Annotated in this window: 12 protein-coding genes; 7 read left to right on the top strand and 5 right to left on the bottom strand. The window is 67.4% G+C overall.

The genetic code is table 11. The features are described 5' to 3' along the window. The 3 genes from ACTHK2_RS05095 to ACTHK2_RS05085 all read left to right on the top strand — a co-directional run. A partial coding sequence (locus ACTHK2_RS05095) for an aminotransferase class III-fold pyridoxal phosphate-dependent enzyme (RefSeq protein ID WP_440244621.1) occupies positions 1-1,160 on the top strand: 1,160 nt, incomplete at its 5' end. Between the two features lie 183 nt (positions 1,161-1,343). Further along, positions 1,344-1,703 carry a PsiF family protein gene (locus tag ACTHK2_RS05090; protein WP_440244620.1) on the top strand — a complete coding sequence of 120 codons (360 nt, stop codon included), beginning with the start codon at positions 1,344-1,346 and terminating at the stop codon, positions 1,701-1,703. Between the two features lie 294 nt (positions 1,704-1,997). Then, positions 1,998-2,384, top strand: coding sequence for a PsiF family protein (locus ACTHK2_RS05085; RefSeq protein WP_440244619.1), 387 nt, complete (start codon positions 1,998-2,000; stop codon positions 2,382-2,384). Between the two features lie 172 nt (positions 2,385-2,556). Here ACTHK2_RS05085 and pip read toward each other — a convergent pair whose 3' ends face one another. Next, on the bottom strand, positions 2,557-3,510 hold the full coding sequence (gene pip, locus ACTHK2_RS05080) for a prolyl aminopeptidase (RefSeq protein WP_440244618.1): 954 nt from the start codon (positions 3,508-3,510) through the stop codon (positions 2,557-2,559). Positions 3,511-3,873: 363 nt separating this feature from the next. Here pip and ACTHK2_RS05075 point away from each other — a divergent pair, with 363 nt between their 5' ends. The 3 genes from ACTHK2_RS05075 (at position 3,874) to ACTHK2_RS05065 (ending at position 5,594) form a co-directional block, all read left to right on the top strand. Then, positions 3,874-4,113 (top strand): DUF2188 domain-containing protein, encoded by a 240-nt coding sequence (locus ACTHK2_RS05075; protein WP_440244617.1) that lies wholly within the window; start codon positions 3,874-3,876, stop codon positions 4,111-4,113. 2 nt (positions 4,114-4,115) lie between these two features. Beyond that, positions 4,116-5,075, top strand: coding sequence for a non-homologous end-joining DNA ligase (gene ligD, locus ACTHK2_RS05070; protein ID WP_440244616.1), 960 nt, complete (start codon positions 4,116-4,118; stop codon positions 5,073-5,075). 213 nt (positions 5,076-5,288) lie between these two features. Continuing rightward, the gene (locus ACTHK2_RS05065) at positions 5,289-5,594 is read left to right on the top strand and encodes a hypothetical protein (protein WP_440244615.1); all 306 of its coding nucleotides are present in this window, start codon (positions 5,289-5,291) and stop codon (positions 5,592-5,594) included. Here the strand turns inward: ACTHK2_RS05065 and ACTHK2_RS05060 are convergent. Beyond that, a complete protein-coding gene (locus ACTHK2_RS05060) occupies positions 5,584-6,057 on the bottom strand; it encodes a hypothetical protein (protein WP_440244614.1) in 474 nt (157 codons plus the stop codon). The genes ACTHK2_RS05065 and ACTHK2_RS05060 overlap by 11 nt on opposite strands. Positions 6,058-6,061: 4 nt before the next feature. After that, positions 6,062-7,018, bottom strand: a complete 957-nt coding sequence (locus ACTHK2_RS05055) for an SOS response-associated peptidase family protein (RefSeq protein WP_440244613.1) — start codon at positions 7,016-7,018, stop codon at positions 6,062-6,064. Between the two features lie 579 nt (positions 7,019-7,597). On the opposite strand from ACTHK2_RS05055, the gene tmk reads away from it, so the two are divergent. Beyond that, positions 7,598-8,275: a dTMP kinase gene (tmk, locus tag ACTHK2_RS05050; RefSeq protein ID WP_440244611.1), complete on the top strand. Its 678-nt coding sequence runs from the start codon at positions 7,598-7,600 to the stop codon at positions 8,273-8,275. A 130-nt stretch (positions 8,276-8,405) separates the two neighbouring features. Here tmk and ACTHK2_RS05045 read toward each other — a convergent pair whose 3' ends face one another. Together ACTHK2_RS05045 and ACTHK2_RS05040 are read right to left on the bottom strand one after the other, a co-directional pair. Then, positions 8,406-10,748: an Ig-like domain-containing protein gene (locus ACTHK2_RS05045; RefSeq protein WP_440244610.1), complete on the bottom strand. Its 2,343-nt coding sequence runs from the start codon at positions 10,746-10,748 to the stop codon at positions 8,406-8,408. 4 nt (positions 10,749-10,752) lie between these two features. Further along, positions 10,753-11,343 (bottom strand): hypothetical protein, encoded by a 591-nt coding sequence (locus ACTHK2_RS05040; RefSeq protein ID WP_440244609.1) that lies wholly within the window; start codon positions 11,341-11,343, stop codon positions 10,753-10,755. Positions 11,344-11,346 lie beyond the last annotated feature (3 nt).

Below are 11,346 nucleotides of genomic sequence, written 5' to 3'. Positions count from 1 at the left end.
TCGGCCATGCGCCGAAGAACATCCTCGGCGTGCTCGCGCGCCCGCAGGTGATGGCGAACGTGATGACGCCGAACCTGTCGCAGCTGAAGTTCGGCAAGGCGCTGCGCAAGGAAATCGGCCATACGCGCGGCGCCTGCCCGTACGCGAAGTTCATGTGCCTCAACTCGGGCTCCGAGTCGGTGTCGCTGGCGGGCCGCATCGTCGACGTCAACGCCAAGCTCATGACCGACCCGGGTGCGCGCCATGCCGGTCGCACGATCAAGCGCGTCGCCGTGAAGGGTGCGTTCCACGGCCGTACCGAGCGTCCGGCGGTCTACTCCGACTCGTCGCGCAAGGCCTACGAACAGAACCTCGCGAGCTTCCGCAACGAGACGAGCCTGCTCACGGTCGAGCCGTACAGCGTCGAGCAGCTCAAGCAGGTGTTCGCCGACGCCGACAAGAACGGCTGGTTCATCGAAGCCGTGTTCATCGAGCCGGTGATGGGCGAAGGCGACCCGGGCCGCGGCGTCACGCCCGAGTTCTACGTCGCCGCGCGCGAGCTGACCAAGGCGCACGGCAGCCTGCTTCTGATCGACTCGATCCAGGCCGGCCTGCGCGCGCATGGCGTGCTCTCGATCGTCGATTACCCCGGCTTCGAGAACGTCGAAGCACCGGATCTCGAAACGTATTCGAAGGCGCTCAACGCGGGCCAGTATCCGCTGTCCGTGCTCGCCGCCAACGAGCGCGCGTCCGAGCTCTACCGCAAGGGCATCTACGGCAACACGATGACCGCGAACCCGCGCGCGCTCGACGTCGCCTGCGCGGTGCTCAAGGCGCTCACGCCGGAACTGCGCGAGAACATCCGCGTGCGCGGCAAGGAACTGGTCGCCAAGCTCGACAAGCTCAAGGCCGAACTCCCGGGCTACATCACCAAGGTGCAGGGCACGGGCTTGTTGTTCTCGTGCGAACTGGCGCCGGAGTTCAAGTGTTACGGCGCGGCGAGCACCGAGGAATGGATGCGCGAGCGCGGTTTCGGCGTGATCCATGGCGGCGCGAATTCACTGCGTTTCACGCCGCGCTTCGACATCACGTCCGCGGAAGCCGACCTGCTCGTCGAAGGCGTCCGTCGCGCCCTGCTCGAGGGCCCGCGCAAGGCGGACACCGCGCGCGCCGCGGCCTGATCCATGCATCAAACCCGGCGCGTTTCGCGCCGGGTCGGCTTGGCGCGAATACGCCTGAATCGCCGGCAACGCGATCGAAAATTTTCCCGCCTTCCTCTTCCTCGTCGCGGGACGCGGCGTAGACTGCGCCGCACCGCAGCCCCGCTCCGGGGCGCGGCCACCTTATCGGAGAGGAACGACATCATGCAGCTGAAGTCGACGTCATTGCTGGTCCTCGCGCTCGCGTTCGCCATCGGGTCCGGTGCGGCGTTCGCGCAGGACGCGCCGAAGTCGGGCAAGACGCGCACGGCGCAACAGGAACGATTCGGTACGTGCGCCAAGGAAGCCAAGACGAAAGGCCTCAAGGGTGCCGACTACAAGGCCTTCATGAGTTCCTGCGCGAAAGGCGAAGCGGCACCGGCCGCCACGCCGATGACCCAGCAGGAAAAAATGACGGCCTGCAACGCGGATGCGAAAGCCAAGGGCCTCAAGGGCAAGGACTACACCGATTTCCGCAACAGCTGCCTGAAGAACCATCCGGACGCAGCCGCGCCCGCGCACTGATCGTTTCGCACGCAAACGGCCGGGCCAGGAGCCCGGCCGCTCAGCAGGCTGGGCCTTGCCGGCCTTGGTCCACCGCGGTCGCCGCGGAACCCACGCATCGCCCTGAAAATGCCTGCGCAGGGCGCGACCCGCTGCCTTCCTACGCACTGATCGGCACTTTCGTCGCCACGACGCCGATCCCGGCCTGCACGGCGCAGCGGATTCTTCCTCTGTGTGGCCGGCATGGGCATGCGCACACTTCCTCCACCGCGATCGAACCGGTCGCGGATTCATCCATCAGGGAGGAGTATCACCATGCAGATCAGGATCATCGCGTCTTCCGCGCTCGTCATTGCATTCGCGTTCGCCTGTACGGCCCGCGCGGCGCCCGCGCAGGATGCAGCTGCGGGTACCGGCAAGCCGCTGACCGCGCAGCAGGCGCGCATGAAGGGTTGCAACGCCGAAGCGAAGTCGCAGTCGCTGAAGGGCGACGAGCGCCGCGCCTTCATGAGCACCTGCCTCAAGGGCGGTGGCACGGCGCTCACCGCACATGCCGCGGACAAGACGGCTGCGCCGAGCCCGGCCCAGCTCAAGCGCAAGGCGTGCAGCGCAGAGGCGAAGGAGAAAGGCCTCAAGGGCAGCGAACGCAAGGCCTTCGTGCGCGACTGCGCGAACGAAGGGGAGGTGGCGAGCGCGACCTGACGCCGCGGTGGTGCGCAACGAGCCAGGGACGGCTCGCGCACGGATCGTGCATGCTCGCGGGCCGGTGTCGCCGATGTCGTGCGGGCGGTCGGACGCGGAGGGACCCGTGCGCGACCTGCACGGTCACGCGGAGAGCCACAGGGCCGGCACACGGAGGTGCCCCCGCCTGACGTCAGCGGAAGCGGTCGGTCGCCTCGACGAGTTCGTGCGCGATGCCGGGCTCGAGCGCGGAGTGCCCGGCATCGGCGACGATGCGCAGGTCCGCTTCCGGCCAGGCGCGGTGCAGATCCCAGGCGCTGCGCATCGGGCAGACGACGTCGTAACGCCCCTGCACGATCACCGCCGGGATATGCCGCAACCGGTGAGCGTCGCGCAGCAACTGATCGTCGACATCGAAGAAGCCGCCGTTGACGAAATAGTGGTTCTCGATGCGCGCGAAGGCGAGCGCGAACTCGTCCTCGCCGCTCGACGCGATGTGGGTCGCGTCCTGGAACAGGAAACTCGTCGCCCCCTCCCACACCGACCACGCACGCGCCGCTTCGAGCCGTATCGCCGCATCGGTGCTGGTCAGGCGGCGGTGATAGGCGCCCATGAGGTCGCCCCGCTCGGCCGGCGGGATCGGGGCAAGGTAGTGCTCCCAGACGTCCGGGAACAGCGCGTCGCACCCCTTCTGGTAGAACCACTCGAGCTCCCAGCGGCGCAGCATGAAGATGCCGCGCAGCACGAGCTCGGTCACGCGCTGCGCATGCGTCTGCGCGTACGCGAGCGCGAGCGTCGAACCCCACGAACCGCCGAACACCTGCCAGCGCGCGATACCGAGGTGCTCGCGCAGGCGCTCGATGTCGGCGACGAGGTGCCAGGTCGTGTTGTCGACGAGCTCGGCATGCGGCGTCGAGCGGCCGCAGCCCCGCTGGTCGAACAGCACGATGCGATAGTGCGCGGGATCGAAAAAGCGGCGCGACTTCGCATTGCAACCCGCGCCCGGCCCGCCGTGCAGGAACACGACCGGCTTGCCCGCGGGGTTGCCGCATTGTTCGTAGTAGAGCCGATGCAGCGGCGAAACCTGGAGGAAACCGCTGTCGTACGGCTCGATCTCGGGATACAGCGTGCGACGTGGCTGGCTCATGCGGCGTGCGGTTCCGGCTGGGATCGCTTTGACCCTGCTCTTGGTGAGGAGTGCGCACAAGGACGTGCGCCCTGGCCGCTCCGAAGCCGAAGGGCGACCCGCGACCGAAGAACCGCCGAAACGGCCCGCAAGGATGCGGGCACACGTAATGGTCGGGGCGGCCGGATTCGAACCGACGACCACCAGTCCCCCAGACTCGTTTTCTGACTCTCGGATGTGTTTGTATCGCAAAGAAAACAGCCTGCCTAGATTGACTTTCGGCGCCGCCTTCTGCGCTCAACGCAATCAAAGGCTTGCGGATCGATAGGGAGGCGTTCAGTCCGGCCCTGCTTTCCTACGGCGTCCCAACCGAGGAGGGTCGCAATGGTCCGCTACGTGATGCACCTGGTCCATACGAACGCTGACGGCCGCTGGCACCTCGAGCACGAGGGCGAGGACGTAGGCGCGTTCGATACGAAGGCCGAGGCAGAGGAAGCCGGAAAGGCCCGCGGGAACGCGTTGTGGGATTCCGGGAAGACTGCCCAGCTTGTCGTGCACCGCGAGGACGGCTCGATCGAAACCGAGTACACCTACGGCAAGGACCCCGAACGCCATCCCGGTTGATCATGCCCCGCAAGCCTGCCGGCGCACCGTCGCCAATTTCGAACACGGCCTTCGCCCCCGAGCTGTGCCGCACCGAGAAGACCGCCCCGTCGGGGGATGACTGGCTGCACGAGGTCAAGTGGGACGGATACCGGATCCTCGCGACGGTCGTCGACGGCAAGGTCCGGCTGTGGTCGCGTAATGCGAAGGAGTGGACCGAGAAGATCCCGGCGATCGCCGCCGACATCGCGGCGCTCAAGCTCCACAGCGCGCAGCTGGATGGGGAGCTCGTAGCCGTCAGCGACGGCAAGGTCGACTTCAACGCGCTGCACGCCGATCGCGCCGGCGCAGCGCTCGCCTATGTGCTCTTCGACATGCCTTACTTCGACGGCCTGTCCCTGCGGAACGAGCCCCTCGTCGAGCGCAAGGAGCTGCTGCAGCGCGTGTTGAAGAAGGCGAAGAAGGGGTCGTCCCTCCGCTACTCCGAGCACGTCGTGGGCAAAGGGCCGGCCGTGTTCGCCAGCGCGGCAGAGCACGAACTCGAGGGTATCGTCAGCAAGCGGGTCAACGGCCGTTACACCGGCACGCGGTCGGGCGCCTGGGTGAAGGTGAAGGCGCGGCCGTCGGACGAGTTCGTGGTTGTCGGCTTCACGGAGCCGCAGGGTTCGCGGAGCGGCATCGGCGCGCTGCTGCTTGCCGAGTTCGACGGCGCTGGACGGCTGATCTACATCGGGCGCGTCGGTACCGGTTTCAGCGATCGCCAGCTCGTCGACCTGCGCAAGTCGCTCGAGAAGGATCGCGTCTCGTCGCCCACTGCCGACGACAACCTCATGGAGAAGAAGGACCGCGCGCTCGCGCTGTGGGTAAAGCCGCGGCTCATCATCGAGGTATTTCACCAGGGCCGCGGCGGAAACGGCCTGCTACGGCAACCGGCGTTCAAGACCTTTCGCGCAGACAAGTCGCTGAAAAGCCTGAAGACCTAACTCGGCAGGCGAACAGTGAGGGGGCGCTGTTACGCATTCTTCACACTTCCGCGTGTAGAGTGGTTCTTGCAACTCACCTGCCTCGGCGCGAAGCGACAGGCCACCCCCGATCACGGGCCCCGTCGCGCACGATGAGCTACGACAGTCAGCTCGTTCCCCGGTAGCCGAAATCTCAGCCCCCATCTGATCACGGGGTTAATGAGAGCCCGAACCATGAACGCCTCTGTCCTGCCGAACGGCAGTTGGACCGTTGTTGCTACCGTGGAGGTAGCCGCAAGTGACGCGGTGAACCGCTTCCTCCCGCGTGAAACCAGCGAGTACGCATTCCGCGCCGCGCCTTCCTCGCCCGCCGGCTACGTCTGGATCGACATCTACGTCGACTTCGGCCTAGGAATCGAACACGCGGCTCGTATCGCGCGTTCCATTCTGCGCGAGCTGGCGGCATGCGGGCTTCCAGATTTCCGCATCGTCGCCGGCGACGCATACCTCGCTCTCTCCGAAAGTGCGGTTAGCGCTTGACGTGTACCTCGAGTTCGCGGAGCAACGTCTCGAAGCCGGCATCGCTCGCTGCTCCGACATAGCTGCGGCGCTGGCTCCACAGCGTGTCGGGATCATCGAGCCAACGCGCCGCTTTTCGGCCAAGGGCGAAATTGGCGGCGCGCAGTAGCGTCTCCCTACGCGCGCGCCGCTCGCCGTCCCGCATCAGCGATACCCGGTAGCGTTCGAACTCCCGCACGAAGTCGCCGTCGGCGAGTTCGGCGGCCTGCTCAGGCGAGCCGGGCGTCCCGTTTGACGTCCCATGCAGGCGGTAACCGAGCGCCAGCAGGAGCATGCGCGTACGCTCGACCAGCGCGCGGCGCTCCTCGATCGAGCGCTTGCGATCACTCCCGAGCTCCCCCGCAATCTCGTAGCAACGCGAACCCAGTTCCTCGAGCGTCTGTTCGATGAACGGGTTGCGGTCGCCGTAGGTGTCGTCGGGCATAGCGCTACGCTGCGAGGCGGTGCTCGTAGTAGGGCCGCTCGCGGTCGTCGAGGATGGCGTACATCGCGGCGAGGTCCTTGGGATCCGCGCGCAGCCAGGCGTCGACGTTCTCGGGCTTGATCGGGATCACGCAGCGGTCGTGGCCCGCCGCGGCAACCTCCGGTGGTGGCTCGTCGGTGATCGCGGCGAACGAGAGCAGCGACTCGCCCTCGCCCCGCCACTCCGACCACACACACGCGAGCAGCATGTCCTGCGTCGGCTGCGGCCGGAACTCGAGCACGACGTTCTCTTCCTTCTCGCCGGCGACGAGCTCGCGATGCTCCATCGTGTGGCGGCTGACGTTCTCGAAGAACGCGTTCGCGACCATCACGCCGTGCGTGTAGCCGAAGAGCTTCTTCCAGAACGTCCCCTCGAGGTTGTCCCTGCGCGCGTTGTAGGTGCCGGGGAACTTCGTGTCGTAGAACGCCGGAGCGCCGGCTGGGCGGCACTGGTAGCGCATCGGGCGCACCACACGGCGCCCGTCCTGCCACACCATCACCGGCGCGTACCAGCCCGGAAAAATCCGGGAGTCCTCGTCGACGAGGTTTGGTCGACGCAATTCGTCCTGCTTGCCGAGGATCCACTCAATCTTCGAGGTCGCGATGCGTTGATCCTCGAGCGCCTTCTTCGTGGTCTTCGTCTGCAGCGTGCGCTCGGCGTCGGCCAGCCGCTTCTTCTGGGCGAAGAGATCCTGCTGCAGCGAACGCTCGCGCTCCTCGTAGTAGTCAGCCATGAGAGAGCGGATCCGCGCGACCTCGTCCGTCTCGTCGACGAATGCGGCGTCCATTGCTCGAGGAATCTTCACCTTGGGGTTCTTCGAGCGCAGCCAGTACAGCTCATAGAAGTCGGTGAGCGACACGTCGGCGCCGAAGCGGCGGACGTACTTGAGGTAGTCGGCAATGATCTGGGCGGAGTAGCACATGGGTGGAGTCGTCTCCCGCGGTGGGTGCGCGCCTACTCGCGAGGCGTCGCCACGATGCCACGCCAGCGGCATCCCGAACACCCTACCCCGCGGCATGCCGGGCAGTATGAATAGACCCAGAGCGCGCGGTGCCGGAACACACCGGTGCCGCAGTGCCAGCACGAGATGCCGGGGTTGCTCACCGATCCGACTTGGTCCAGTGAGATCGCGAATCGGCCGCAGGCGTCGCACGCACCAGGAGGCCCCATCACAAGCAGCGGGCGGCCCAGTGGATCCTTGGGGCGGTGACGGCGTTCCATCGGCGCAGGGTATGCCCAGGCGTCTCAGGTTGCGCGACGCGGCAGACGCACGGCCCCATGCACGAGACCAAGGCAACCGCGAAGAAGGTCTCGGCCACGGCAGCAAGTGCAAGGCCAGGAAGGCGCCACTCCGGCCGCTGTACCCGGCCTTCTACGTGTAAGCGCGCGGGTACCGGTCAGAATGTAGCTCTGGCGAGCGAAAAGCCTGACCGTTCAGGAAGCAGGCCGCCGGCGCGAAAGTGCTGGCGCCTCCCCCTCCCCCGCCAGTAGGATTCGCCCCATGAACGCGCCGGCGCCCAAGGGCCTACTGATCGCGATCGAGGGCATTGACGGCGCTGGAAAGACGACGCTAGCGCACTCCATCGTCACCGAGCTCATGCGCACACCGGGCCAGCGCGCGATCTACTCCAAGGAGCCGACGCATGGTCCGTGGGGGCAGCGAGTCAGGGAGTCTGCGCACACCGGGCGCCTATCGCTCGAACAGGAGGTCGAATTCCTCGAGAAGGATCGGCAGCAGCATGTAGCGGAGGTGATCGAACCGGAGCTTCGCAAGGGCGTGCACGTTGTCCTCGACCGCTACTTCTACTCGACCGCGGCGTATCAAGGAGCGGCCGGCGCCGATGTCATCAGCATGCTCGAGCGCAATCTCGAATTCGCACCGCGACCGGACGTGACGATCCTCCTGGATTTGCCCGTCGATGTGGGGCTAGAGCGCATACGTCGCCGCGGCGACAAGCCGAACTCATTCGAGACGGTCGATACGCTTTCGCGTTGCCGAGAGATATTTCTCGCGATCCAGCTACCCGAGGTAGTCCGAATCAACGCGTCGATGTCGATCGACGAGGTGCACAACCTCGCGATGGGTAACATCTATCGCGTGAAGGCCGAGCAGGCCATTGCCGAACACGGGTTCACCGTCGAAGCGGCCGAGAAGATCTACGCGTTCGCAGCACATTGAGATTGCCCGCCGTCGCGGCTTGAGAGCTTCCCTTGCGGGCGCGGTGCGCTGACTGGCGGGCGAGAGGATGGTGCGCCTTCGAGCGCGCCGTGGCAGCCGGCAGAACGCGAGGCCGCGCGTAGGAAATCGGCTACACGGTCTGCGTGATTCCAGGCAGGCTCGGCGCCGAGTCCACGATGCGGCCGTCCTGCACGAACACCCCATCCGTCACCGACCAGGTCTGCCCCGGGAGCGCGCGCGCGAGACTCGTCGCGCCGTCACACGTCGCGATTGCGTACGTGCCGTCGCCGTGGTCGGCGAGCACGTTGCCCTTGAGGTAGCGGCCTTGCGGCTGCAGGCCCACCAGCTGCGCCCAGACGTTGGTGAGCGCCCGCGCATCGCCCCCGCCCGCGATCGCATTGCGGCCGCGCTCCGCGGCGACGGCATGCTCCGTGATCAGCGCGTCGACGATCTGCGGCAGGCGGTTGAGGCCGGCAGTGCCGTCGCGGATCACCGGGTCGCTCACGCCGGCCTGTTCACCGGAGACGAGCACGTAGTCGTAGCGCGGTTCCGCGGGTGGCGCCTCGAGCGTGATGTCCTGCCAGACGATCAGCGCGGCCGCGCCGCCGGCCTGCTCGACGCTCGCGTTGATCCGCACGGATACCACCTGCGCTTTCCAGCCTGCGAGCGCCGCGAATTCGAGCAGCTGGCCGGGCCGGACGAGGCCGGGCTTGGTCGCGTCGGACGACGGCCATAGCGGGATGCGCAGTTCGTAGCTCGGCACGCCGCTCGTGCCGTCTCGCGACGCCTGGCGCGGCACGTAGTCGTAGACGACTGTCTTGTCCGGCGACGTCGTCGACCATGCCCACGGGCTGTGCGGGTAGCGCGGCAGAAGCTCGATGACGTCGTCCCAGGGATGCGAGCGCGCGACGCCACCGGCGGCCGCGGCGATGGCGCGGACGGCTGCGATCGGCGTCATAGCGTCGTAGTGCCAGACGCCTGCCGGCACCTCCCAGTCGAGGATGCCGTAGTCGGCCGTGAAGCCGGTCGAGTCCAGCTCCTGATCGACGAGCTGCTGCGACGTGCGATCGTCACCTTCGATGTAGGCGCGCTGGGGCGCGTACGGTGCGTCCAACAGCGCGGTGCGCGCGCGCCCCGTGACGGTGATGCTCTGGCCGGGGAACACCTGCTCCGTCGACCAGTCTTCGACCACCCCGGTCCGCACGTACCCGTTGACGTTGATCTCGATCGCGATCGGTCCATCGACGGTCGGTTTGAGCCAGTCGAGGTCCGCAGGATCGGCGAGCGTGATGGAGAACGAATGGTGCGTGTCGTCGATCGACTCGCCGATCGAGAACGCACTCGCTTCGATCGCGTAGCCGGTGACGGTCGCGATGATGGTGGCGGTGTTGAGCACGATGTAGCTCCGGGGACGTGGCCGCGCGAGGTAGCAGGCTGCGGGCCCGAGCGGCACGGGCACGGCGAAGCCGGGGAATTCCAGCCATGGGCAGGTGAGCGCCGGTGCGATCGCGAAGCCCGGGCCGGGATCGAACATCGGCTGCGGCGGCTCGGTATGCGGCGGCGTGACGGTGCGGCCGCGCACGTGCCACTGCACGGCAGGCGCGTGCGACCAGGGCAGCAGCCAGCGGCCTTCGAGCTTGGGCGGATGCCGATACGGCGCGAGGGCGCCGCGGCCAAGCGTGGGCGGTTTCGACCACGGCGCCTCGGCGGCATGCTCCACGCGCGCGGGATGGCGGTACGGCAATGCCCGCGTGATTCCGACCGCCGGCGGCGTGGACCAGGCCAGATCGCGGCCGACCTCAAGGCGCGCCGCGCGGCGGCTCGGCACTTCGACGGAGCGGGCGTGGATCTTGGGCGCCTCGCCGAACGGCAGCTCCGGCGATCCCTGCAGGCGCGCAGCGCGCGACAGCGGCGCCTCGAGCGTTCGCCGCACGGGCGGCGCCGAGGCGAATGGGAAGCCTTCGCTGCGCCGCACGCGCGCGCTGCGCGAGAACCCGCTGAGCACCGCACGCAGGCGCGGCGATGCCACGGACCACGGCAGGCCGGCGCTGATCTGCTCATCCCGCTGCACCGGCAGCTGCGACACCTCGATCGACACGGTGGCCGGGTCGGAATCGAGCCCATTGCTGTCGGTGACGTAGTACGTGAACGAATCGGTGCCGAGGAAGGCGCCGTCCGGCACGTAGTGGAAGCCACCGTCGCTGTCGAGCGTCAGGGTTCCATGCGCGACGTCGACATCGAGATGAGCGACGAGGCCGAGGCCGGCAGGGTCCGAATCGTTGTCGAGCACGCCCGGCGCGACGACGTGCAGCGGGAAGTGCTTGCCGGTCGCGTAGGTATCGTCGTTCGCTGCGGGTAGCGGCAGCGGCGCCCGCAGCGCGAGCGCGGCCGCAAAGCCGGGCGGCGGCGTATAGGCGCCGACCAGCCCGAGCGCGGCCGCGAACCCATCCGGGGGCGCGTAGGCGTACGGCATCGCTCTAGGTGAATGTCGCGGTGCAGGCGATGTCGATGCGCGAACCGTTCGGCGCGGTCACGCGCAGCGTCCAGGTGTAGCTGCCCGCCGATGCCGTGCCGCTCGCGATGAGCCAGCGCGAGAGGCTCGCGTAGGTGGGCGGGCCGCCGGTGACAACGGAGAACGTGATTCCGGAAGGCGCGGTGCCCGACACGACGGACACGGTGTGACCACTATCGCCACCGAAGATCGCGATCGCGCCGTCGAGCGTGTTCGCCGTGTCGTTGACGGTGAACGACCCCGTCGAGGACTTCACGTCGTACGGGTACGGCTTCACGCGCGCGAGGATCGCGTCGTTGTACGTGCCGGCCCAGTCGCGCGCAATGACGTCGAACTCTTCGTCCGGGTTCAGTCCGTCGAATCGGTAGGTTCCGTCGGCGGCCGAGAACGTCGTCGCGATGGGCATGCGCGTCTTGCGATGGCGAACCTCCACCTCGCGCGCACCCGGCGAACCGTTGACCGTGACGAGGCCGAGCGGCGATGTGCCCGCAATGAAGCCGAGTCCGTTCCAGAAGGCGTTCGCGCTAGCGAGTTTCGTGAAGATCACTTTGGCCATGGC

This window comes from Dokdonella sp. (assembly GCF_051958935.1).
In the GTDB taxonomy this organism is placed as follows: domain Bacteria; phylum Pseudomonadota; class Gammaproteobacteria; order Xanthomonadales; family Rhodanobacteraceae; genus Dokdonella_A.
This window is presented reverse-complemented; position numbering and strand designations above follow the sequence as displayed.

Excerpts from the sequence above, each read along its gene's own strand:
- ACTHK2_RS05090 (WP_440244620.1), top strand. The coding sequence starts at position 1,344 with ATGCAGCTGAAGTCGACGTCATTGCTGGTCCTCGCGCTCGCGTTCGCC.
- ACTHK2_RS05085 (WP_440244619.1), top strand. The coding sequence starts at position 1,998 with ATGCAGATCAGGATCATCGCGTCTTCCGCGCTCGTCATTGCATTCGCG.
- pip (WP_440244618.1), bottom strand. The coding sequence starts at position 3,510 with ATGAGCCAGCCACGTCGCACGCTGTATCCCGAGATCGAGCCGTACGAC.
- ACTHK2_RS05075 (WP_440244617.1), top strand. The coding sequence starts at position 3,874 with ATGGTCCGCTACGTGATGCACCTGGTCCATACGAACGCTGACGGCCGC.
- ligD (WP_440244616.1), top strand. The coding sequence starts at position 4,116 with ATGCCCCGCAAGCCTGCCGGCGCACCGTCGCCAATTTCGAACACGGCC.
- ACTHK2_RS05065 (WP_440244615.1), top strand. The coding sequence starts at position 5,289 with ATGAACGCCTCTGTCCTGCCGAACGGCAGTTGGACCGTTGTTGCTACC.
- ACTHK2_RS05060 (WP_440244614.1), bottom strand. The coding sequence starts at position 6,057 with ATGCCCGACGACACCTACGGCGACCGCAACCCGTTCATCGAACAGACG.
- ACTHK2_RS05055 (WP_440244613.1), bottom strand. The coding sequence starts at position 7,018 with ATGTGCTACTCCGCCCAGATCATTGCCGACTACCTCAAGTACGTCCGC.
- tmk (WP_440244611.1), top strand. The coding sequence starts at position 7,598 with ATGAACGCGCCGGCGCCCAAGGGCCTACTGATCGCGATCGAGGGCATT.
- ACTHK2_RS05045 (WP_440244610.1), bottom strand. The coding sequence starts at position 10,748 with ATGCCGTACGCCTACGCGCCCCCGGATGGGTTCGCGGCCGCGCTCGGG.
- ACTHK2_RS05040 (WP_440244609.1), bottom strand. The coding sequence starts at position 11,343 with ATGGCCAAAGTGATCTTCACGAAACTCGCTAGCGCGAACGCCTTCTGG.